Consider the following 21,318-nt stretch of genomic DNA (forward strand, 5'->3'; position numbering starts at 1 on the left):
CTCGGGTCGGACCGGGTCAGCTCTGCAGCTGGGCCCAGACCTCCTGGTCGCGCTCGGCGGTCCAGATGACCGGGCGCTCGATGCCCGAGAGCTCGTCCCAGACCCGGGACACGTCGAACGGCAGGCAGTGCTCGAAGATCGGCCAGCTGCCGAAGTCCTCGACCAGGGCCGCGTGGGTGGCCTCGAAGGCCTCCTTCAGCGTGCCGCCGCGCTGCTGCACCGCGCCGACCTCACGCAGCATCGTGTCCAGGAACCCGCGGGTCTTCGCGATCGCCGCGTCAACCTGCGCGCGGCCCTTGCTGACGTCCCCGCGCCCACCGACGAGCTGCTCCGCCCCCAGCGCAGCCAGCCGATCCAGGGTGGAGGACGTCCACTCCCGGTGGAACGCATCCCCGGTGTAGAGCGCGGCCTCGGCCTCCACCAGATCCCCGGCGAAGAGGATCCGGTGCCGGGGCAGCCAGGCCACGATGTCGCCCTCGGTGTGCCCGCGGCCGTGGTACTGCAGCACCAGATCCCCCCGGCCCCCGCCGAGGTCGATGGTGAGCCGGTCGGAGAACGTCAACGTCGGCCAGGTCAGCCCCGGCACCGAGTCCGCGGCCTCGGCCAGCCGCGGCATCCGCGCGAACTCGCTCGCCCAGTCCTGCTTGCCGCGCTCCTCCACCAACGCCCGGGTGTTCTCGTGGGAGACGATCACCTCGGCGTCGAACGCGCTCGCCCCGAGCACCCGGACCGCGTGGTAGTGGCTCAGCACCAGGTAACGGACCGGCTTGTCGGTGTACTCGCGCAGCTTCTTCAGCCACTTCGCCGCCGCGACCGGGGTCGCGAGGGCCTCGAAACAGACGAGGAAATCCTCGCCCTCGATCGCCCCGATGTTCGGGTCACCCTCGGCGGTGAGGGCATAGACGCCGTCGGCGAGGACCTCGAGGGTCTGCTCCTTGGGCGCGGTGTCGGCGGACGAGGCGAACGGTTTAGCCATGGTTTCCTCCGTGAGAACCGGTTCGACGACGATCAGTGGCCGGCCGGGGCCGACCCGATGACGAAGGCCTCCCGCTCGGCCGCGGAGCGCTCGCGCAGGGCGAGAACGGCGGCGAGGGTGACCAGGCAGGCGAGCAGCATGTAGGCCGAGACCGACAACGACGTGCCGGTCAGCCCGATCAGCCAGGTGGCCAGCAGCGGTGCGAAGCCGCCGCCCAGGATCGCGCCGAAGGCGTAGGCGAACGAGACCCCGCTGTAGCGGACCCCGGCCGGGAACAGCTCGGCGTAGGCGGCGGCCTGCGGCCCGTAGGTGAGGCCCAGTCCGAAGGCCATCACGATCACCGCGACCAGCATCAGCGGGATCGAGCGGGTGTCGAACAGCAGGAAGAACGGGAAGGCCCACACCGCCATCGCGAGCGTGCCGATCAGGTACGTCCGGCGGCGCCCGATCCGGTCGGACCAGCGGCCGGCGAGCAGCGTGAACACACCCCACGCGACGGCGCCGACCATCCCGACGAACAGCATCGTCGTGCTCGACAGCTTCAGCGTGCGGGTGCCGTAGGAGTTGATGAAGGCGATGAGGATGTAGCCGATCATGTTGTTCGCGATGAACAGGCCGATCGCGACGACGAGCTCGCGGCGGTTGGAGCGCAGGACCTCGGCGAGCGGCGCGGAGCGGCGGGCGCGGCGGCGGCGCAGCTCGGTGAACACCGGGCTCTCCGCCACGCGGGACCGCACGAAGAACCCGACGGCGATCAGGACGACGCTGAGCAGGAACGGGATCCGCCAGCCCCACGCCGCGAACTGCTCGTCCGTCGTCAGGGCCGAGACGGTGAAGAACACCAGGTTCGCCAGCAGCAGGCCGATCGGCACGCCGATCTGCGGGAACGACCCGAAGTATCCGCGGCGCCCCGGCGGGGCGTGTTCGACGGACATCAGTGCGGCGCCGCCCCACTCGCCGCCGGCGGAGAGGCCCTGCAGCAGGCGCAGGACGACGAGCAGGATCGGCGCGGCCACGCCGATCGAGGCGTAGCCGGGGAGCAGGCCGACGCCGATCGTCGAGATGCCCATCAGCAGCAGGGTCGCGACGAGGATCGACTTGCGGCCGAAGCGGTCCCCGAGGTGCCCGGCGACGATCCCGCCGATCGGCCGCGCCACGAAGCTCACGCCCAGGGTGGCGAAGGAGGCCAGCAGGGCGGTCGAGCCGTCGAGCGCCGGGAAGAAGAGCTTGCCGAACACCAGGCTCGCGGCCGAGGCGTAGATGAAGAAGTCGTACCACTCGATCGTCGTGCCGACCAGGCTCGCGCCGACGACGCGGCGGATCTGGGCGGCGTCGGGGGCCGCCGTGGAAGCCGGACCGGTGGCCCCGGCCTCGACCGACGGACCGGCGTCAGGGGTTTGCGTCATCGGAAATCCCTTCCCAACTCTGGGTGTCGCGGGCCTCCACCGTCGACTGTACGACGATCAAAGGTTTGACTACCGAAGGAACGGTAGCGCTCCGGACTCACGAAAACCAGAACTAGTCAAAGATTTTATTGGCGGACTCGAGACTGCGAGCCCCTGAGGCGGGGGCGCGATCGCGCCCTCAGGAGCGCCGGCTGATCCACTCCTGGCCTTGCGCCGCCCGCGCGAGCTTCGTCAACACGCCGTTGAGCGTGGCGAGCTCGTCCTCGGTGACCAGCGAGGCCCACCTCGCCTCACGCTCGTTGTGCGCCCGGAACGTCGTCTCCAGCGCGTCGGCTCCGCGCTCGGTGAGCGAGAGGATGACGGCCCGCCGATCGCGCTCGTCCGACCGTCGGGCGAGCAGGCCCGACGCGCTGAGCGTCTTCGTCAGGCTCGAGACCGCGGCGCGGCTCATCCCGGAGAGGTGGGCGACCTGACGGGACTCGTGTGGCCCGGCGACCCAGAGGGTGAACAGCAGACGGAACGCCGACCAGCTCCAGCCCGCCGGCCGGTGCACGGTGGATTCGAGGTCGTAGACGATCGAGCTCGACACGCGGTGCAGGAGCAGCACCATCTGCATGGCGGAGCGGTCGATGCCCGGGAGCCGCTCGGCGGTGGTGTCGACCGCGACCTCGGCGAAGGAGAGGAAATCGGTGGCCGCGCTGTCGCCGTCGGCGGGATGACCCATCCCCTGATCGTAAAACTGTTGACAGCCGCAGCGCTCGCCACGGCCAGGGTTGCCGGCGTCGGCCGCGGCTCCCAGCGCCGCGACGTTCCACCTGCCGAAAGCCGACCCCGCGGTGGTCGCGCAGGACGAGGCGACGCGCCACGAGATCCCGGCGGGTGTCGAGGCGGCCGTCCCCGCCCACGTGCCGGCGACCCTGGGCATCGACGTCCCGGTACTGGTGAACGGACGGTTCGACAAACCCTTCTGCGCCCGGGGCGGTGGCGGATCGACCACCGACCGCACGACGCGGGGCCGCCCGCGGGTGGGACGACCGCTGCGGTCCGCGCTCGTCAGGCCGAGTCGGCGGCGGACTCGACGTGGGCGTTCGGGCCGGGGAAGTACACCGACTCGTGCCCGTCCTGCCAGCGCACCTGGTAGTGCTCGGTCTCCCCCTCGCCGAGGACCTCGACGACCTCCCCCCGGCGGCGCGCAACGTCCAAGGTCTGCGTGTCGATGATGATGTGGTCACCGCGCTTGGCATGCATCAGGGACCCCTCCACACGGTCGGCGAGCCTCCAGGATGGCGCACCGCGCGCGTCCGGGTCAGTCCCAATTTCAGGAGGCGGCGGCGCGCGATCGCCGAGGACCAGGGCACGGCCCGCCCCTGCCACGCGGCTGTACGGGCCAACCGGTCACCGCACCGGCAGTGTTCGACGCGTCGGACCAGTTCTGAGGAGCCCTATGACGTGGTTCACTTGACCCCGGGGCGAGGACACGGGGGACGGCCATGGACGGGGCACCGGTCCGGGGCGACAGGAGCCGCACGGCGCGGCACGGACAGCACGCCGGACGAAGAACGGCGTCTCCGTCGGTCTGAACGACGACGGCAGGACAGCACTGGATCCATCGCCAATCATGGGCCGCACGTGCCGACGCACGTCGCGGCCCCCGGTGACGTCGTTAGCTAGTCCTCTGAGGATGGCCTGTAATGGTGCTGTTCGGTTCACGTGATGGTGGAGCACCCACGACGACCCGCGACCGGCCCCGACCACCGCAGGAGCGCCGGGAGGTCGTGGTCCCGCCGCACGGGGAGCAGCCGGTCCGCCTCGGTCTCCCCCGGCTGCTCGAGATCGCCGGGATCACTCCCGCTCAGGCCCTCGCGCTGGGCGCCGACGTGCTGGCCGGGCTGGAGTCCAGACACGCGGCCGGAGGGGACGGGCTGTCCCCGAAGGACGTCCACGTCGGACCGGACGGCCGGGCCCGGCTGGCCGATCGGGCGCAGGTGGCCGATCGGGCGCAGGTGGCCGATCGGGCGCAGGTGGCCGATTGGGCGCAGGTGGACGGACACCTCCCGGGGACGGAGGAACCCGACCTCACTGCCGCCGCGACGTTGCTCGACGACCTGGGCGGGGCCGCCCGGCGGACGGCCCGGCACCCCGACGCGCGAGCGGTCGAGCGGCTGGCCGCGCTGGACGCGGCCGTCGTCGAAGCGACCCGGCCGGGCGGCAGCATCGCGGCGGTCGCGGCGGGGTTGCGCGACGCCGACGCCTCCGGCGGTACCGCGGCCCGGGCCGAGCTCGCCCGGCTGGTCGCCGCCGCACACGGCCGGGTCGCCGGTCCGGCGCCCGGGGCAGCCGGCACCGCACCCCGGCCGTCGGCGCCGCCCGCCCCCGCCGCAGGCCGGGCTCCGCGGGGCCTCGCACGCTCCGTCGCCGCCCGAACGTGGAAGTGGGCCGTCTCGCTCCTCGTGCTCGTCACGGTGATCGCGATCGAGTTCGCGTTCCTGCGCGACCAGATCGCCCGGGACATCGCGGCGCTCTTCGAGGCCGGCGGCCACGGCTCGACGACGTCGGACGCCTCCGCCGGGGAGCCGGCCCCGATCGTCGCCCCGGCCCCGCCCACCGCGGGCGCCGTCACCGCCGTCGACCTGCGGACGATGGGCCCCTGCGCTCCCGGCCAGGCCTGCGAGGCGCGGGTGCAGGTCCGGCTACGCCCCGGATCCGAGCCGCAGACCGTGGACTGGTCCTTCCACGTCGTCGACCGCTGCACCGGCGCGGTCGTGGTCCTTCCGGGCGGGACGGTCACGGTCCCGCCGAACGGCGATCGCGCCGACGCGGTCGACGCGCTCGCCCTGCCACCCGGGGACGCGCTCGCCGTGCTGGCCCTGACGGGCGCGCCCGACACGGCGGCCAGCGCGCCGGTGTCCGTCCCGGCGCAGGGCTCGTGCACGGTTCCTGCCGAACCGTCCCGCTGACCGCTCGAGGGGGCGATGGTGTGCTGATCGTGGAGAGTGGTGGTTCGCCGGGAACGCCGCACGAGCCCCCGCCGAACGAGAGGCTGCGGCGCAAGGACTCCGGCGGCATCGCCTTCGACGTGCTGGCTATCCTCGCCGCGCTCGTCCTGGTCGGGCTCGGACTGGCCAACCTCGAGGCGGTCGAGGGACCGGCCACGGCGGCCCGGCAGGCGGCGGTCGGCGCCGTCGGGATCGTCCTCGTGGGGGTCCTGTGGCGGTTCCGGGTGGGGTTGCTGGTCGTCCTCGGCTGGGTCACCTACCTCCTCGCCGTGCTGCTGCTCGGCGCCGTGCTGGTCATCGGCCTCTCGGCGAACGGCGCCACCCGGTGGATCGGCATCGGAGGGTTCACGTTCCAGCCCTCCGAACTGGCCAAGCTCGGGCTGCTGCTCGTGCTCGCCGCGGTCCTCGGTTCGGACCGCGCCCCGTGGCAGCGCTTCGTGTTCGCGATCGGGCTCGCGCTGGTGCCGATCGGGCTCACGCTGCTCCAGCCGGACCTCAGCACCACGACCCTGCTGGCCGTGCTCACGGTCGCGATGCTGATCATCGGCCGGGTGCCGGCGCGCTTCCTGCTGCCCATGTTCGCGGCCGCCGCCGTGGCGACGCCGCTGGTCATCGGGATGTTACGGCCCTACCAGGTAGAGCGGCTCGGCAGCTTCCTCGTCGGCGCGCACGTGTCTCCCACGGGCGCGGGCTGGGCGGTGCAGCAGGCGCGGATCGCCCTGGGCTCGGGGTCGCTCTTCGGTCGCTCGGGCGAGCCGCTGACCGACCTGCTGGCCCAGTACCTGCCCGAGCGGGAGTCCGACCTCGCGCTGGCCAGCGTCGTCGAACAGTTCGGTCTGGTCGCGGGCGGCCTCGTCGTCGTGGCGGCGATCGTGCTGGTGTGGCGGATCGCGCTGGCCAGCCGGGCGCCCCGCACGCCGCACGGGGCCCTCGTCGGCGGCGGTCTGGCGGTCCTGCTCGGGGTGGAGATCATCGTGTCGCTGGGAGGCAACCTCGGGTTGCTGCCGCTGGCCGGGGTGCCGTTCCCGCTGCTCAGCATCGGGGGGACGGCGCTTCTGGTGCACCTCGTGGCGCTCGGGGTCGTCCTCGGGGTGCGCCGGGACGGGGCGCGTCGGCGGCTGTGGGCGGTGCCGCGCTGGCGCGCCAGGCCCCGGCTGGTGCGGGCGACCGCGGTGGCGCTGACCGGGCTGCTCGTGGCGTTCGGGCTCTACGGCTGGAACGTGCAGGCCGCCGAGGGCGCGGCCCTGACCGCGGCGGGGCAGGTGCAGATGACGCGCTGCATCCGGCTCCCCGCCCAACGCGGGATGATCACCGATCGGCACGGCGCCCCGCTCGCCACCGGCACCGCCGGCTCCGCCGCCGGGATCGACCAGGTCGTCGCCGTGCCCGCCCTGCTGCGGTCCCGACCCGACGACGTCGCCCGGCTCGCCGCGCTCACCGCGCAGCCGGTCGACGCGGTGCGCGCCGCCCTCGACGGCGTGCCCGCGACCACCCTCGCGCTCCGGGTGGCCGACGTCCCCCGGGCCACCGGGAACGCGGTCGCCGCGGCCGGAATCAACGGCGTGCTGGTCGTGCCGGAGCCGCGGCGGTCCTACCCGACGGGCCCTCTCCTCGGCCCGGTCCTCGGGTTCGCGGGGGTGGCCACGCCCGCCGACCTCGAGCGGTGGCCCGACCTGCCCCCGGGCGAGATCGTCGGCCGCGCGGGCCTGGAGCAGCAGTACGACGCGGTCCTGCGCGGGACGAACGGCCAGCAGTGCGTGTACGTCACGCCGTCGGGCGTACCGGTGGCGATGGGCGCGCGCACGGAGCCGGTGCCGGGCGCGAACCTGAGGCTGTCGCTGGATCTGGGGCTGCAGCAGCAGCTGACCAGCAGCCTCGAGACGGCGCTGCGGGGCCAGCGGAGCCCGAGCGCGATCGGCGCGGCCGTCGCGATGGACCCGCGCGACGGCCAGGTCCTCGCGATCGCGAGCCTGCCCTCCTACGACAACAACGTCTACGGTCCGCCGATCGACCCGGCCGGGCTGCAGGCCGCCGAGGCGGCACCGGGGCACCCCATGATCGAGCACGTGACCCAGGCCGCCGTGCCGCCGGGATCGACGTTCAAGCTGGTCGTGGGCGCGGCCGATGTCGCGCATCCGGTGTTCCGGCCCGAGCAGGTGATCCCCACCGGGGCGAGCTTCACCCTCGGCGACCACACGTTCGGCAACTGGCAGCCGATGGGCCCGATGGACCTCGTCCAGTCCCTCGCCTGGTCGAACGACGTGTACTTCTACAAGCTGGCCAACGCGCTGGGGCCCGATCCGATCATCGACGCCGCCCACGCGCTCGGGGTGGGCTCCCCGACCGGGATCGACCTGCCCGCGGAGTCGGCGGGCTACCTCGGCACCCCCCGGTCGGTGCACGAGGGCGGCGGCGTCTGGTACGGCGGCTCGACGGTGATCCTCGGCATCGGGCAGGGCTACCTGCAGGTCACGCCGTTGCAGAACGCCCGGTGGACGGCCGGCGTCGCCACCGGCCGGCTCGTCACCCCGCGGCTGGGCCTGGCCACCGGCACCGGTGGCGGCGCGTTCACCTCCCTGCCCGCCACCGCGTCGACCCCGATCCCGTTCGCCGGCGCCCTCGGCCCGGTCCGCGACGGGATGCGGGCGGCCGTGACCGGGGGGACCGCCACCCGGCTCGCGGGCCTGCCCGTCCCGGTGGGGGCGAAGTCCGGGACCGCGGAGGACGGGAGCCTGTCCGCCGACAGCTACGACAACTGGATGACCGCCGCCGCGCCGATGCCGGACCCGGGCGTGGTCATGACGGCGCTGGTCCAGGGCCCCGGCAAGGGCGCCAACAACGCAGGGATCGTGGTCGCGGACGGACTGCGCTACTACCTCGACCACCAGGCCGACGTGCTCGCGACCCCGCCGGTGCAGTCGCCGTAGGCGCGGCGCTCAGCTGCGGCCGTAGGCCTCCAGCACGCCCGGGCTCCGCAGGCACCGCGCGGCACCCTCGGCGACGCAGGTCAGCGGGTTCTCGGCCCGTTTCACCGGCAGGCCGAACGCCCGCTCGAGGCCCTGGTCGAACCCGCTGGTGAGGGCGGCCCCGCCGAATATCAGGATTCCGTCGGCCAGCACGTCGCCGGCGGCCTGCGGCGGCAGGTCGTCCAGGCACCCCGCGAGCGTCCGGACGATCGTGTCGGTGATCGGCCGCAGGACCTCCGCGATCTCCGCGACCGGGATCGTCTCGAGCCGCGGGCGGCCCGACCCGATGTCCCGCCCGTGCACGACGAGGCTGGGCTCGACGTCGAAACCGGCCTGGACCTTGACCTCCTCGGCCGCCTGCTCGCCCACGACGAGCTGGTGGTGTTCGCGCAGGTGCTGGTGGACCGCGACCGTCATCTCGTCGCCGGCGACCCGGCAGGACCGGGAGGCGAGCACGCCGCCGAAACAGAACGCCGTCGCCTCCGCGGTACCCCCTCCTACGTCGACGACCATGTGGACACGCCGCTCCAGCGGGTCGATCCCACAGCCGACCGCGCCGGCGATGGACTCGTCGAGCACCGTCGTGCCGCTCATGCCGGCCTCGTCCGCAGCCTCCAGCAGCGCACGCCGTTCCAGCGTCGTGGCACCGCTGGGCACGCCGATGACCACCCGGCCCCTGCCCCGCAGCCAGGGGCGCCGCGCGATCCGGCGGAGGACGGCCTGCAGGTAGAGCTGCGCCGTCTCCAGGTCGACGATCACGCCGTCGTGCAGGGGCCGCATCGCGGTCAACCCCACGGGTGCCCGCCCGATCAGCTCCGACGCCTCCCGGCCGATCGCCACGATCCGCCCGCGACGGGCGCGCGCGCCGCGCAGCAGGAGTACCGACGGCTCGTCGAACAGGATGCCGTCGTCGGCGTGGCACACGACGGTGTTCGCGGTGCCGAGATCGATCCCGAGATCGGCCACAGATCCTCCCCCAGCACCAGCGTCGCCCCGAGAACCGGGAGTGCCAGTCTGCTGGTGCGGCGGGAGCCGGTCCAGCAACTCGGCCTCGTTCGCCGACGCATCCTCCTTTCGGTCGCGTCGACAGGCCCTTATGGGAGGACCTCTCCCGCCCCGGATGCCGTACGCCTCGGCCATACCGACGGGACGTGCATTCATGTCCTGGGCCATTCGGTTGCGCGCCATTGATCGCGGCCTCGGCGAATCGTGCGCGATCCGCTGGGCCCGACTCCACCGAGAAGCACGGAAGGACGCCGCCGGACCGTGTATCCGGATGAACGGCGGGTACCACCCGAACGGCTCGAGCTGATCGAGGAGCGGACCACGCGATCAGGAGCGGGTGGCGACGCAACGCACCTCTGCGCTGCGTGCGCCGTTCCCGAGGAGAGGATGGCAATGCTGTCACTGCGCCTGCGTCACCGCCTGCTGGCGAGCCTGTGGCTCGTCCCCCTGCTGTGCGTGCTGGCCTCGATCGGGCTCTCCCTGGTCACGGTGGCGATCGACCGGGCCTTCGAGGACCGCTTGATCCCGATGGCGATCACCGGTACCTCGGACGCGGTCAGAACCATCCTGAGCACCATCGCGTCGACCATGGTCACGCTGACGACGCTCGTCCTGACGGTCACCACCGTGGCCATCCAACTCGCCATGGGGCAGTTCTCGCCGCGAATCGTGCGGGCGCTGCTCCAGGACCGGTCCAGCCAGCTCGCCTACGGACTGTTCGCCTCCACCTTCACCTTCGCGATACTGGCGTTGCGCGAGGTGGGGGCCGTCGGCGGCAACACCGTCCCCGGGCTGACCGTCCTGGTCGCCTACCTGCTGATGCTGGGCAGCGTCGCCACCCTCTTCCTCTACATCCACCACTCCGGCAACGCCCTGCGCGCCGCCGGGCTGATCGACCTGGTCGGCGACGAGCTCCATGCGCAACTCGACCGGGAGTACCCCGCCGACCGCCCCCGGTCCGCCCCGCCCGACGTCGTACTCAGCGCCGAGGCCGGAACCGTGATCGAGGTCGACCATCCCCGGCTGGTCGCGGTCGCCCGGGACGCCGGCTGCGTGCTCGAACTGGTCCCGATGATGGGCGATTACGTGCCCTTCGACGCGCCGCTGTTCCGGATCGACGGCGACCCGGGGCGTCTGGACGGCGATCACGTCGCCGGGCTCGTCGTCCTCGCGGCCGAACGAACCCACGAGGACGACCCGGCCTACGGCTTCCGCAAGCTCGTCGACATCGCCGAGCGCAGCGTCGCGCAGCCCTTCAACGACCCGACGACCGCCATCATGGTGATCAACCGGCTGCACGACTGCCTGCGCCAGCTCGCCGGCCGGCGCTTCCCGTCCGGGCGCCACTGCGACGCCGACGGCGACGTGCGGCTCATCGAGCGCACCCTCGGCTGGGAGGGCTACGTCCGGCTCGCGTTCGACGAACTCCGGCTCGCCGGAGCCGCCTCACCGCAGGTGCCGCGGCGCCTGCGGGCCGCGTTGGAGGACCTCAAGACCGTCGCCCCGCCGGACCGGCACCCGCCCCTGGACCGGCAGCTGGACCTCCTCGCCGCCGGGGTCGCCCGCGGGTTCGACGACGGCGACGACCGGCGCGCCGCGCTCGTCCCCGATCAGCAAGGGATCGGATCCGGGCCCGACGTCGAGGACGGCCGCGCGCCCACGTCGTCCGGCGACCTGGCGTCGACAGCCCGCGGCCGCCACGACTGACGCCGCGCCGGGCTCCACCGGAAATCAGCCCCGCGCGAGCGAGAGCGTCACGCCATCGAGCCGCTGTCGCGCGCCGCGTGGAGCCGGGTGAGTGTCTCGACCGTGGCGGCGAGGCCGTCGACGAGCACGACGGGCGGTGCGAGCCCGGCCGACGTCCATCCGGGGCCCGCCGCGACCAGATCCGCCGGGCAGCGGATGGAGTCGAAGACCGAGGGATCGGTCACGTCCGGCGTCAGGGCCAGGACCGCCAGGACGGCGCGGGCGGCGCGGGTCGCGGTGTCTCTCAGGGTCGGAGCCGGCGTCCGGGCACCGAGGAGCGTGCTGACGATTCCTGCCGCGTCGAGTGCGGCGGCCGCCGCGACCAGGGGCAGCTCGTGCTGCTCCTCGGGCGCGCACGCGAGCAGGACCGCCGGCCCCGTCGATCCCGCCGGGTCGACGGGCTGAACGGCGCGGGTGAGCTCGACCGTGGCGATATGGGAGATCAGGTGCTCCACGGCGATGCCGTGGGCCAGGTCCGCCCACCGGCCGCCGATCGCGGACAGGACCGGGCGGAGCACGTTCTCCCACGTCGCCTCGACCGAGGTGCACGCGAGGTGGTCGGCCAGTAGCCGGCGGACCGCGGGCCCGTCGAGGTCCAGCGCGGCGGCCCCGAGCCGATGCGCGACCGGGTCGACCTCGGGAGGCAGGCCGAGCGTCTGCGGTGAGGCTGCGAGCACCGTCCGCGCGGCCGCGGCGGTGGGGATGCCTTGGTCGACGAGCCGCCGAACAGCCTGCAGCCGTTCGAGGTCCGCCCAGGTGTAGCGGCGATGGCCGCCCGCCGAGCGGTGCGTGGGCCCCAACCCGTAACGCGCCTGCCACATGCGCAGCGTCGTGACGGTGAGCCCGGTCCGCGCCGCCACCTCCGATATCGGGAGCCCGGCCGAGGACGGAAGCGGCGGTGTCGAATCGGCGGGGTGCACGTCTCCGGCCACGTGAACTCCTCTGTTTCTCCGCTGGCCCGGATGGAGCATCGCAGCCAATCATCGAGCGTGGCCGGCCGCTTCCGCCAGGTGGCATATTTCGTCGACGTAACCTCCACAAAGCGGCCGTCGTCGGGCTACCGTCCCCTCGGAACAGCGTCTCGCCCCGACTGCAGGAACGACCATGCAGCACTTCTCGGGCGCGCTCCACCGAAGTTCGGGAAGGACGACCATGTGCACGGGAAACGGACTCCCCCGACGGCCGGCGCCGCCGCCTCCTCCGTCCGCTCCCCCGTCCCCGGCGCGCCACGCGCCGACCCCGTAAATCGTCCGGCGGCGCCCGAAGACGTCGGAGCCGAACCTCCGGGAGGGGACCCAGGATGGCGGACTCGGTCGAGATGGTGATCCAGCAGGCCCACGGCTACATCGTGGTGCAGCTGATCGGCGTGCTGTCGATGCACACCATCGCGGCCACCCGCACCGCACTGGTGGAACTGCTCGACGGCCCGGGCTGCGTGGTGGCCGACCTCTCCCGCCTGGAGCTGCGCCACCCCGGCTGCGTGGCCGTCTTCGCCGCCGCCGCCACACAGGCCGGCGGCTGGCCACTGGCCAGGCTCGCCCTGATCGGTGCCGATCCGAGGATGCTCAGCCACCTGTCGTCTCCAGGCGTCGGGCCGGCCGTCCCCGTCGCCGAGACTCTCGGAGCCGCACTCGCCATGACCGACCAGCCACCGGACCGTGCCCGAACCTCCTCCACCGGTCCGGCCGGGGACCAGCACGCCTCGCGCTTCGCCACGCTCGCGCAGACGAACCCGGACGGGGCCCGGTTCGTCCAGGACTGGCTCGGCGTGCTCATCGAGCACGACATGTTCGGCCGCCACGAGCTCGTCACCACCCTCTCGACGTTCCTCGAGCACGGCCGCGACTACACCGGCACGTCACGGGCTCTCGGGATCCACCCCAGCACGGCCCGCTACCGCATCTACCGGATCGCCCAGCTCACCCGATTCGACCTGCACGACTCGGAGACCCTCCTGAACCTGCACGCCGCGATCCGGCTCTTCACGCGGTCCTCGGACGAGCCGTTCTGAGGCGGGGTCAGGGCAGGCCGCGCGCGCTGAGCAGCAGCCAGCCCAGGAACCGGGCGCTGTCGTCGAGGCGCTGACGCTCCTCCTCGACGGCCTCGGGGTACCCCACCGGATCGCCGTGGTGTTCCCAGACCCGCTCGGCGGCCTCCCACGCGAGGGACCGGGTGACGCGGACGAGCAGGTCGGAGGCCGCGTTGCCGAACCGGTCGAGGATCCCGCCCTCCTCGGTCTCGGCGAGGAACGCGCCGAAGTCCTCACGCAGGTCGTCCATCTCCTCGGCGAAGATGTCGTTGACCAGGTCGTAGTCGTACCTCCGGTCCGCGGTCGGCGGGTAGGTCCTCCAGGTCTCGAGCAGGGCGAACGTCAGGTCGAAGTTGACGTGCGCATTCACCCCGGCGGCCGCGAAGTTGGGGTGCCCGACGGCCTGGTCGTCGCGGCGGTCGAACAGCACCGTCCAGCAGCGGGGCGTGTCCGGGGCCCCGGTCGCGTACTTCTGGATCGCCGCGAGGTAGCGCCGGGCGAACTCCAGGTCGAGCAGGGTGAGGAAGGCCGGATCGCGGAACTCCCGCTTCTCCCGCCTGCCCTCGACGGTCTCCAGGATGTTCTTGGTGATGGTGCAGTAGAGCCGGGAGAAGCAGGAGATCCCGTCGATCTGCGGCTGCACGAGGTCCGCGGCCGCGGTGTCCCTGATCGCGGCGAGCCGCTCGACCACATCCTTGATCGTCTCGACCTCGGTGCAGAACTCCGCCAGGTCCTTCGCGCCTTCTCGGGCCACCGTCCGTGCTCCCCCGCCTCGTCCACGTCGTCCACTGAGGAGAGCACGGAGAGAGCGGTTCGGATACCCCGGTCCCGTCCCGCGGGGATCAGCCGACGTACTCGGAGACGAGGACGAGATCGGGCAGGAGCGACTGGTACTCGGCGTGGGTGCGGTGCTCGGTGGTGCGCCAGCGGCCTCCGTCGACGGTCCGCATCGTCTCCCGGTACCCGGGGACGCCGGGGAAGCCGACGTTGTCGGCCACCACGACGGAGCCGGGACGGAGCCAGCCGGCGGCTTCGATGCGTTCCAGATCGGGCAGGTAGGCGTTCTTGTCGTGGTCGAGGAAGAGCAGGTCGAGCGCGCCGGGGCCGAGGCCGTGCTCGTCACGGAGCGTCCGGAGCGTCGCGCCGCCGTCGCCGAGCGTCCCGACGATCACGCTCACGCGGTCGGCGACGCCGGCATGGCGCCAGATGCTGCGGGCGACGGCCGCGTTGGCGGGGCTGAACTCGACGGAGCAGACCGTGGCCGAGGGCATCGCGCGGGCGATCCGCAGGGCGCTGTACCCGCAGTAGGTGCCGAGCTCCAGGACCAGCCGGGGCCGGGCACGGCGGACCGCGGCGTCCAGGATCTCGCCCTTCTCGTCGCCGATATTGATCATGAAAGTGCGGGTGTGGCAGAACTCGTCGACGGCGCGGATCGCGTCGTCGACGTCGCCGGCGCGGGCGGTGGCGAGGACGTGGTCGGCGAGCGCCTGTTCGCGGCCGTCGCCGACCTGCCACTCCCGCAGCAGGCGCCTCGACCCGAGCACGAGCCGCAGGAAGGACCACCGCAGGAAGGGCACCGGCTTGCCCGCCGCGTCGTTGACGGCGACGGCGGCGCCCGCGGCTGCGGTGGCCCAGAGGATCCTGCGCAGGGACGCGGGCACGTTCACCCCGCTCGCGGCGGCTCCCGCGCCGACGGCGAGTGCTGCCGACGCCAGGAGTGAGCGGCGGTTCCGCAGCATCGACGATCCCCTCTCCTCACCGCGGACGTCCGGCGGCCCGACGTCGCAACCTCGTGCGCTTTGTGACGTCTATCACTACGTGGCCGGATGTGCCACCGCCGCGAGAGGACCGCCGCCGCCATGACCACGATCGCCCGACTACTCGTCGCCTCGCTCCTCGCGCTCACCGGCGCGCTCGCCTTAAGCGCCCCCGCCGCCGCGGCGCCCGCCTGCGACCCGGCCGTCGGGTCGCAGCCGAGGACGGCGGCGCCGATGAGCACCTCACCGCTGGTCGCGATCCGTACCGGACACGACCGGTGCTGGGACCGGGTCGTCTTCCAGGTCGCCGGCTCCGTCGGCGCCGGGTGGGACGTGCGGTACGTGGACACCGTCGTCCAGGACGGGTCGGGCGCCCCGCTGGCCGTGCCCGGGGGTGCGCGGCTGTCGGTGGTGCTGCACCACCCGTCGACCGACGAGCAGGGCGCACCGACCTATCCGGCCCGGATCGGGCCGGTCGCGAACGTCGTCGGCTATCCGACGCTGCGCAGCGTCGTCCTCGGGGGGTCGTTCGAGGGGTACACGACCTTCGGCGTCGGGGTCCGCGCGCGCCTGCCCTTCCGCGTCTTCACCCTCGCCGGGCCTGCTGGCGACACGCGCATCGTGCTCGACGTCGCGCACGGATGGGACGCGCGCCGCTGACGTCCACCGCGTTCGGTGGCCGGCCCACGCGCCACCCGGCCATGTTCCGTCCTCAGAAACGGGCCTCGCGGGTGTCCGGCGACAGCCCGAGGAACGCGCCGCGCCGATCGTCCAGCCAGCGTTCCAGCGGACGGGGGACTCGCCGGTCAGCGTCGGCGCATCGTCGGTGACCGCGGCGCAGGCCCCACCGCGCACCCACTCGAACAGCTCGACCATGCCCTCGGCCTGCCACTCCGAGAAGCCCGCGGCGAACATCGCGGAGCTGGCCTCGTCCGGGGTGATGTCGACGTACTCGACCTGGCGGGCGAACACCGCCGAGATCCGTGCGGCGACATCGGCGTAGCTCAACGCCTCCGGCCCGCCGATCACGTAGACGTCGTCCGCTCCGTCGAGGGTGAGCGCGCGTGCCGCCACCGCGGCGACGTCGGCGGCTGCTATGAACGCCACCCGGCCGTCCCCCGCCGGCGCCGACACCACGCCCTGCTCGCGGATCGTGTCCGTCGCCGTCAGCAGGTTCTCCATGTACAGGTTCGGCGCGACGTAGGTGACCGGCAGGTCCATGGCGTCGAGGTGCGCGGCGACCTGACGGTGGTTGCGCATGAACCGCACGGTGCAGTCGGGGTCCTGGAACCCGTCGGCCGCGAGCTTGACCAGGTGCGGGCGGTGCCCCGCCGCAAGGACCGCGTCGATGAAGGAGGTCTCGAGCTCGACCTGTTCCTCGCTCGACGGGCTCATCAGGAAGATCCGGTCGAACGTCCGCAGCACGTCCGGAGAGGGTGGGCCGTCCAGGGTGGCCACGATGTGGTCCGCCGCGGGGGGCAGGTCCAGGGCCTTCGCCTCCACGCGGACCATGCCCGTGACCGGCTCACGGGCGTCCGTCAGCTCCTCCACCAGGCGATAGCCGACCTGGCCGGTGGCCCCGGTCACCAGGATCATGGTGCCTCCGACGTCGAGGGCCGCAGCGCTGTACCCGACGACGATCGCGGACCGCGCCCGTCCGCGCGTGGGCCTGCCGGGCGCATCCGGGGATGTCGCATTCGGCCCGGTGGGCGGACGTGCGGGGACGGAAGGGCGCCCGGCCCGGCCGAGGTGTCGACGACACGAGGCGGGGGTACCCCGCGCGCGATGAGCACGAACGCACTCCCCGAAGACACGTCGCCCCTGGTCGAACGGTTCCGGTTCGGTGAGCTCCTCGGGGTGGGAGCGACCGCCGAGGTGTACCGGGCCGTCGAGCGCGCCACCGGCCGGCAGGTCGCCATCAAGCTGCTCAGCCGAGAACTGATGCTCATGCACGGGTTGCCGCCCCGGTATGGCGAGGACGCCACCGTGGCCCGGCTCGACCATCCCGGCCTGGTCGCGGTCCACGAGACCGGGTACGACCGCGGCCGGTTCTACCTGATCATGCAGCTCGTCGACGGCGAGACGCTGTACCAGCGCCTGCTGGGCGGGCCCGTTCCGGCTCCGCAGGTCACGGCGATCGGGACCTCGCTGGCCGACGCCCTGTCCTACATCCACGGGAAGGGCGTGATCCACCGCGATCTCAAGCCGGCCAACATCCTGCTCGACAGGCAGGGGCGCCCGTTCCTCACGGACTTCGGCGCGTCGCGACTCGTCGACGCGACCCGGATCACGGCCACCGGCGCGGCCGTCGGCACCCCCGCCTACATGGCGCCCGAGCAGATCCGCGGCGAGCACGTGGGGCCCGCCGCCGACATCTACGCGCTGGGACTCGTGCTGTTGGAGGCCGTGACCGGACGCCGGGAGTACCCCGGCGGCCTCGTCGAGTCGGCCGTCTCCCGTCTGCACCGTCGCCCGGCGGTACCCGACGACCTGCCCGAACCGCTGCCCGCCGTGCTCCGCGCGATGACCGACGACGACCCCGCCGACCGGCCGACCGTGGCCGAAGTCCGGGACCGGCTCTCGTCGCGGGCGGTCCGGGAACCGGTGCCGCCCCGCAGCTCCCGCATGACCCCTCCGCGGCGCAGCTCCGTGCTCGTCGGAACGGCGGCCGCCGTCCTGATCGCCGCGGCGGGGCTCGGCACGATGGCGTTGCAGGCCCCGGCGCCCGCCACCACGACGGCCGGCGATCGGTCACCGGCCGGACCCGCCCCAACCGCGAACGGTGGCCTGTCGCCCGCCGCCGCGGCCGTCCCGCCTGTCGTGGCGCCGGCTCCCGTGGCCGTGCCGGCGGCTGCGGCCCGGGCGGCCGTCGTCGATCGGGCGGCCGTCGTCGACCAGGCGACCACTGATCGGAGCGCCGTGATCGATCCGAGCGACTCGAGGCCCGGGCGTTCCGCTCCCGACGCGTCCTCGCCGGGAACGGATCGGGAGGAGGAACGGCGCGCCGGGTCGGCGGACGGAATGGAGGTGGTCGACTCCGGAGGCGATCATCCGCAAGCGGACCACCGGTCCGAGAAGGACGGACGGAACCGGAACGAGAACGGTAAAGGGGCGAAGGCCGAGAACGGGAATCGGGGCGACGGAAAGACGAAGGACTGACGTCGGCCACCCGTGCCCGATGTGACCCTTCCGGCGACCGCCCGCTTCGTGGACGCCTTCGCGGCGACAGCGCACTGCGTACCGAGAACTATCCGGCCGGCGACCCGGGCCCTGGAGTACCGGGCCCGGGTGTCCTCACCGCGGCCCACTCACCGTCACGCGTCGCCGTGACGTCTGCCCGAACTCGGCGTGCTCTCCTGGCCGGGAGGTCGGACGTCTCCCGGACCAGGAGGCTCGCTCGTCGTGCGATCGGCCGGTCGGCCGGTCAGCCGGAGAGGCGGCGGGTCAGCATCTGCTTCGCCTGTTCGCCGCCCTTCCGGCTCTCCGCCTGCGCGCGCCGGAAGAACTCGGCGAGGTCGTTGTCGCCGTCGCGCTCGGCGTCCTGGATGTAGGTCTCGAGCCTGAGGGCGTTGCTCAAGCAGGCCTCGGTAAACCAGATCAGGTTGTAGTCCTTGTCCTTGGTGCCCGTGACCTGGCCCGTCTCGGTGGTAGACACAGCGTCGGGTCCTCTCTCCTCGCTTCTGCAACGGACAGGGACCGCATACCCGCTATGACCCACGTCACACACCAGAAGAGCCCTGGTTGCCCGCTTCAGCCGAGGACGCGACCGCACCGATCGACGGAACCGGCCTACTGACCATGGTCACGACCGTGCCGTGCCCGTCATGGCGGACGTTCACCCGCTCCATGCACCCGCGCACGACGACGAGACCGAAGCCGTTGCCACCCGTCTCCGAGCGCCATTCCCCCCAGTCCCGCACCGTGACCGCGACCCGCCGCCGGGACAACCCGAGGACCAGGCGGCCCACGACCTCGACATCCCCGGGAAAGCCGACCGGGTAGGCGTGCTGGACCGAGTTGGTGCACGCCTCGCTGACCGCCAGGATCACCTCGTCGCGCTCCCCCTCGGGCCATTGCAGCCCCTCCAACCACCTGCCGAGCCCGTACCTGAAGAACGTCAACTGCACGGGATCGGCGCTGAACCGGATGCTGTAGAAGTCCGCCGCCACCCGACAAGGGTGACCCACCCGACGCGAGGAGCGCGACCGCTGGCTCGACGGCCCGCGCGGTCGGCCGGGGCCCGATCGCGCGCAGGAGGCGCCCGGCTCCGCACCTCGGACCCTCCGCACGCGCTTCCTCGTCCTTCTGTCCGCCTCGCCCGGACTCAGCCTGACCGAACTGGGCCGGCGGGTCGGCCTGAGCCGGCCGGCCGCCGCATGGTCGACTCCCTGCAGGTGGCGGACCTCGTGAACCGGCGCCAGGGCCCCGGGCGGGAGGTGAGCGTCCAGCCGACGCCCGCCGGTCGCCACGCCGCCTTCCGCCTCCTCACCGCCCGTGGAGAGCCGCTGGATGAGCTCGCGTCCGTCCTCGACCAGGGCGAGCAGGACATCCTGGCCGAGCTGCTCGCCAAGCTCCTGACCCGCCTCTACACCCGCGTCCGCAGCTCGGAGCGGCTGTGCCGCCTGTGCGACCGCGCCGGCTGCGCGGCGAGTGCACCGTGCCCGGTCGGGAAGGCCGAGCGCGAACAGGGGCGCTGAGGCGATGGGCGCTCTGTTCGCACTCGCCTCGTCGATCAGCTACGGCCTGTCGGACTTCCTCGCCGCGCCGTACTCGGCCGTCTCCGACCGGCACCGGCGTGAGACATCGCCGCGGTCAGGCCGGGGTCACGCGGTTCCAGAGGTCGCTGAACTCGAGGGTGTCGAAGAAGGCGATGGCCTCCACGATCACGCCGTCCGCCAACCGCAGGTACCAGGTGTAGGTGTTGCGGTACGGCAGGCCGTCCTGGGCACAACCGGCGGCGTCGAACAGGGCGATGACCCAGTCGCCGTCCGCGTAGACGGCACGGACGGTCGGGACGAGCGGCTCCGACAGCCGCGCGTTGAACGGCCCGATCACAGTGTCGAGGAACTCCTGCCGGCTGTCGTAGGTCCTCGAGACCGGGCTGTTCCCGACGACGGTCCAGCGGGCCTCGTCGGCCAGCAGGTCGAAGGGGCCCCCGCGGCCGGCCGCCCAGTCGTCGAAGGCCGCACGGACGACCTGCTTGTGGGTGTCCTCCTGGGCGAGGTTCCGCTCGGTCATGGCCCGTCCCTCCGTGGCACCGACGATGGCCGGACACTACCGTTCACCCACTCGACGAGGAGCCGACTCGATGACGAGAGTCCACCCACCCTTCGATCTCGAACTGGCCGAGGCGCTCACGCTCGTCCACGAGGTGAACCCGCCGACGATCACCCCCGACCGTATCGGCGCGCTCCGGGCGATCTGCGACGAGTACCGCCTGCCGGAGGAGGCGCTGGCCGACGTCGAGGTCGACGAGTTCCCGGTGCCCGGCCCGGCCGGCGCCCCGGACGTGCTCCTCCTGGTCCTGCGGCCGAAGGGTGCCGACCGGGCCGTTCCGCTCCCGGCGATGCTGCACGTCCACGGTGGCGGCATGGTCGCCGGCCACCGCAGGGTCGGCCTGGACTGGGCGCTCGAGTGGATGCGCGCGGTGCCGATGGTGATCGCCTCGGTCGAGTACCGGCTCGCCCCGGAGCACCCCCACCCGGCCCCGGTGGAGGACTGCTACGCCGCGCTGTCCTGGATCGCCGGGCACGCCGTGGAGCTGGGCGTCGACGCGGACCGGCTCATGGTCGGCGGCGGCAGCGCCGGCGGTGGTCTCGCCGCCGCGCTCGCCCTGCTCGCCCGCGACCGCGGCGGCCCCGAGCTGGTCGCGCAGCTGCTGATCTGCCCGATGCTCGACGACCGCGCCCGCACCCACTCCAGCACCGAGCTCGACGGGGAGGGCCTGTGGGATCTCACGTCCAACGCCACCGGGTGGTCCGCCCTGCTCGGCGAGGCCGCCGGCGGGCCGGACGTGTCCCCCTACGCCGCACCGGCCCGGGCCACCGACCTCTCCGGGCTGCCACCGGCGTTCGTCGACGCCGGCGCCGTCGAGACCTTCCGCGACGAGGCCGTCGAGTACGCCATGCGGCTCTGGCAGGCGGGCGGGCAGGCCGAGCTGCACATCTGGCCCGGGGCCTTCCACGGCTTCGACTCGGTCGTTCCGGGCGCCGCGCTGTCCCGGGAGGCGCGGGCGGCGCGGATGAACTGGCTGCGGCGGTTGTTCGCCGAGTGAGCCGGTCCGCCACGGAGCACCGAGCGGTGCCGAACGGGCCGAGCCCGCTGACCTCGTGCCCCGGCCGTACGGTCACGGGTCGTCGCTCCGAGTGCGGTCCGCAGTGGACAGGTACCTCTACCGCCGCGGCGGTCGCCGGCGGGCCCACGGGAACCGATCGTGT

At 73.1% G+C, this 21,318-nt stretch carries 19 protein-coding genes and 1 pseudogene; 8 read left to right on the forward strand and 12 right to left on the reverse strand.

Translation table 11 applies throughout. The features are described 5' to 3' along the window. Positions 1–16: 16 nt before the first annotated feature. The 4 genes from WBK50_RS17040 to WBK50_RS17055 form a co-directional block, all read right to left on the reverse strand. A complete protein-coding gene (locus WBK50_RS17040; protein WP_341336559.1) occupies positions 17–976 on the reverse strand; it encodes an MBL fold metallo-hydrolase in 960 nt (319 codons plus the stop codon). A 32-nt stretch (positions 977–1,008) separates the two neighbouring features. Further along, positions 1,009–2,382, reverse strand: coding sequence for an MFS transporter (locus WBK50_RS17045; RefSeq protein ID WP_341336560.1), 1,374 nt, complete (start codon positions 2,380–2,382; stop codon positions 1,009–1,011). Between the two features lie 178 nt (positions 2,383–2,560). Further along, a complete protein-coding gene (locus WBK50_RS17050) occupies positions 2,561–3,106 on the reverse strand; it encodes a MarR family winged helix-turn-helix transcriptional regulator (protein WP_341336561.1) in 546 nt (181 codons plus the stop codon). Positions 3,107–3,435: 329 nt separating this feature from the next. Then, on the reverse strand, positions 3,436–3,630 hold the full coding sequence (locus WBK50_RS17055) for a DUF1918 domain-containing protein (protein WP_341336562.1): 195 nt from the start codon (positions 3,628–3,630) through the stop codon (positions 3,436–3,438). A gap of 443 nt (positions 3,631–4,073) precedes the next feature. Between WBK50_RS17055 and WBK50_RS17060 the strand changes: the two genes are divergently transcribed. Continuing rightward, the gene (locus WBK50_RS17060; RefSeq protein WP_341336563.1) at positions 4,074–5,339 is read left to right on the forward strand and encodes a hypothetical protein; all 1,266 of its coding nucleotides are present in this window, start codon (positions 4,074–4,076) and stop codon (positions 5,337–5,339) included. 20 nt (positions 5,340–5,359) lie between these two features. Next, positions 5,360–8,305, forward strand: a complete 2,946-nt coding sequence (locus WBK50_RS17065) for an FtsW/RodA/SpoVE family cell cycle protein (RefSeq protein ID WP_341336564.1) — start codon at positions 5,360–5,362, stop codon at positions 8,303–8,305. Between the two features lie 9 nt (positions 8,306–8,314). Here WBK50_RS17065 and WBK50_RS17070 read toward each other — a convergent pair whose 3' ends face one another. After that, positions 8,315–9,310 (reverse strand): rod shape-determining protein, encoded by a 996-nt coding sequence (locus tag WBK50_RS17070; RefSeq protein ID WP_341336565.1) that lies wholly within the window; start codon positions 9,308–9,310, stop codon positions 8,315–8,317. A 426-nt stretch (positions 9,311–9,736) separates the two neighbouring features. Here WBK50_RS17070 and WBK50_RS17075 point away from each other — a divergent pair, with 426 nt between their 5' ends. After that, on the forward strand, positions 9,737–11,056 hold the full coding sequence (locus tag WBK50_RS17075; RefSeq protein ID WP_341336566.1) for a DUF2254 domain-containing protein: 1,320 nt from the start codon (positions 9,737–9,739) through the stop codon (positions 11,054–11,056). 47 nt (positions 11,057–11,103) lie between these two features. Here WBK50_RS17075 and WBK50_RS17080 read toward each other — a convergent pair whose 3' ends face one another. Further along, a complete protein-coding gene (locus WBK50_RS17080; protein ID WP_341336567.1) occupies positions 11,104–12,027 on the reverse strand; it encodes a MerR family transcriptional regulator in 924 nt (307 codons plus the stop codon). Positions 12,028–12,395: 368 nt separating this feature from the next. Here WBK50_RS17080 and WBK50_RS17085 point away from each other — a divergent pair, with 368 nt between their 5' ends. Then, positions 12,396–13,106: a PucR family transcriptional regulator gene (locus tag WBK50_RS17085; RefSeq protein WP_341336568.1), complete on the forward strand. Its 711-nt coding sequence runs from the start codon at positions 12,396–12,398 to the stop codon at positions 13,104–13,106. Between the two features lie 7 nt (positions 13,107–13,113). Here the strand turns inward: WBK50_RS17085 and WBK50_RS17090 are convergent, their stop codons facing one another. Both WBK50_RS17090 and WBK50_RS17095 read right to left on the reverse strand, forming a co-directional pair. After that, on the reverse strand, positions 13,114–13,878 hold the full coding sequence (locus WBK50_RS17090; RefSeq protein WP_341336569.1) for a DUF5995 family protein: 765 nt from the start codon (positions 13,876–13,878) through the stop codon (positions 13,114–13,116). Between the two features lie 88 nt (positions 13,879–13,966). After that, a complete protein-coding gene (locus WBK50_RS17095; RefSeq protein ID WP_341336570.1) occupies positions 13,967–14,863 on the reverse strand; it encodes an O-methyltransferase in 897 nt (298 codons plus the stop codon). A 252-nt stretch (positions 14,864–15,115) separates the two neighbouring features. Between WBK50_RS17095 and WBK50_RS35175 the strand changes: the two genes are divergently transcribed. After that, complete coding sequence (locus WBK50_RS35175; protein ID WP_445942369.1) at positions 15,116–15,541, forward strand: AMIN-like domain-containing (lipo)protein; 426 nt, start codon at positions 15,116–15,118, stop codon at positions 15,539–15,541. Between the two features lie 243 nt (positions 15,542–15,784). Here WBK50_RS35175 and WBK50_RS35180 read toward each other — a convergent pair. Then, positions 15,785–16,477 (reverse strand): annotated as a pseudogene (locus WBK50_RS35180) (NmrA family NAD(P)-binding protein); the annotation flags it as partial. A 189-nt stretch (positions 16,478–16,666) separates the two neighbouring features. On the opposite strand from WBK50_RS35180, the gene WBK50_RS17105 reads away from it, so the two are divergent. Further along, on the forward strand, positions 16,667–18,040 hold the full coding sequence (locus WBK50_RS17105; protein WP_341336572.1) for a serine/threonine-protein kinase: 1,374 nt from the start codon (positions 16,667–16,669) through the stop codon (positions 18,038–18,040). A 265-nt stretch (positions 18,041–18,305) separates the two neighbouring features. On the opposite strand, the gene WBK50_RS17110 is transcribed toward WBK50_RS17105, so the two are convergent. Both WBK50_RS17110 and WBK50_RS17115 read right to left on the reverse strand, forming a co-directional pair. Beyond that, the gene (locus WBK50_RS17110) at positions 18,306–18,536 is read right to left on the reverse strand and encodes a hypothetical protein (protein WP_341336573.1); all 231 of its coding nucleotides are present in this window, start codon (positions 18,534–18,536) and stop codon (positions 18,306–18,308) included. 64 nt (positions 18,537–18,600) lie between these two features. Continuing rightward, entirely contained in the window at positions 18,601–19,050 is a 450-nt protein-coding gene (locus tag WBK50_RS17115) for an ATP-binding protein (protein ID WP_341336574.1), read from the reverse strand. Between the two features lie 207 nt (positions 19,051–19,257). Here WBK50_RS17115 and WBK50_RS17120 point away from each other — a divergent pair, with 207 nt between their 5' ends. Next, a complete protein-coding gene (locus tag WBK50_RS17120) occupies positions 19,258–19,578 on the forward strand; it encodes a hypothetical protein (RefSeq protein ID WP_341336575.1) in 321 nt (106 codons plus the stop codon). A gap of 115 nt (positions 19,579–19,693) precedes the next feature. Here WBK50_RS17120 and WBK50_RS17125 read toward each other — a convergent pair whose 3' ends face one another. After that, on the reverse strand, positions 19,694–20,119 hold the full coding sequence (locus tag WBK50_RS17125; RefSeq protein ID WP_341336576.1) for a nuclear transport factor 2 family protein: 426 nt from the start codon (positions 20,117–20,119) through the stop codon (positions 19,694–19,696). Between the two features lie 70 nt (positions 20,120–20,189). Between WBK50_RS17125 and WBK50_RS17130 the strand changes: the two genes are divergently transcribed. After that, entirely contained in the window at positions 20,190–21,155 is a 966-nt protein-coding gene (locus tag WBK50_RS17130) for an alpha/beta hydrolase (protein WP_341336577.1), read from the forward strand. The last annotated feature ends 163 nt before the right edge of the window (positions 21,156–21,318 follow it).

This window comes from Pseudonocardia sp. T1-2H (genome assembly GCF_038039215.1).
Classification (GTDB): Bacteria; Actinomycetota; Actinomycetes; order Mycobacteriales; family Pseudonocardiaceae; genus Pseudonocardia.

Bases quoted from the DNA above. Each gene is read 5' to 3' on its own strand.
- WBK50_RS17085 (WP_341336568.1), top strand. From the start codon at position 12,396: ATGGCGGACTCGGTCGAGATGGTGATCCAGCAGGCCCACGGCTACATC.
- WBK50_RS17130 (WP_341336577.1), top strand. From the start codon at position 20,190: ATGACGAGAGTCCACCCACCCTTCGATCTCGAACTGGCCGAGGCGCTC.
- WBK50_RS17050 (WP_341336561.1), bottom strand. From the start codon at position 3,106: ATGGGTCATCCCGCCGACGGCGACAGCGCGGCCACCGATTTCCTCTCC.
- WBK50_RS17045 (WP_341336560.1), bottom strand. From the start codon at position 2,382: ATGACGCAAACCCCTGACGCCGGTCCGTCGGTCGAGGCCGGGGCCACC.
- WBK50_RS17095 (WP_341336570.1), bottom strand. From the start codon at position 14,863: ATGCTGCGGAACCGCCGCTCACTCCTGGCGTCGGCAGCACTCGCCGTC.
- WBK50_RS35175 (WP_445942369.1), top strand. From the start codon at position 15,116: ATGAGCACCTCACCGCTGGTCGCGATCCGTACCGGACACGACCGGTGC.
- WBK50_RS17060 (WP_341336563.1), top strand. From the start codon at position 4,074: ATGGTGCTGTTCGGTTCACGTGATGGTGGAGCACCCACGACGACCCGC.
- WBK50_RS17120 (WP_341336575.1), top strand. From the start codon at position 19,258: ATGGTCGACTCCCTGCAGGTGGCGGACCTCGTGAACCGGCGCCAGGGC.
- WBK50_RS17075 (WP_341336566.1), top strand. From the start codon at position 9,737: ATGGCAATGCTGTCACTGCGCCTGCGTCACCGCCTGCTGGCGAGCCTG.
- WBK50_RS17040 (WP_341336559.1), bottom strand. From the start codon at position 976: ATGGCTAAACCGTTCGCCTCGTCCGCCGACACCGCGCCCAAGGAGCAG.
- WBK50_RS17125 (WP_341336576.1), bottom strand. From the start codon at position 20,119: ATGACCGAGCGGAACCTCGCCCAGGAGGACACCCACAAGCAGGTCGTC.
- WBK50_RS17055 (WP_341336562.1), bottom strand. From the start codon at position 3,630: ATGCATGCCAAGCGCGGTGACCACATCATCATCGACACGCAGACCTTG.
- WBK50_RS17105 (WP_341336572.1), top strand. From the start codon at position 16,667: ATGAGCACGAACGCACTCCCCGAAGACACGTCGCCCCTGGTCGAACGG.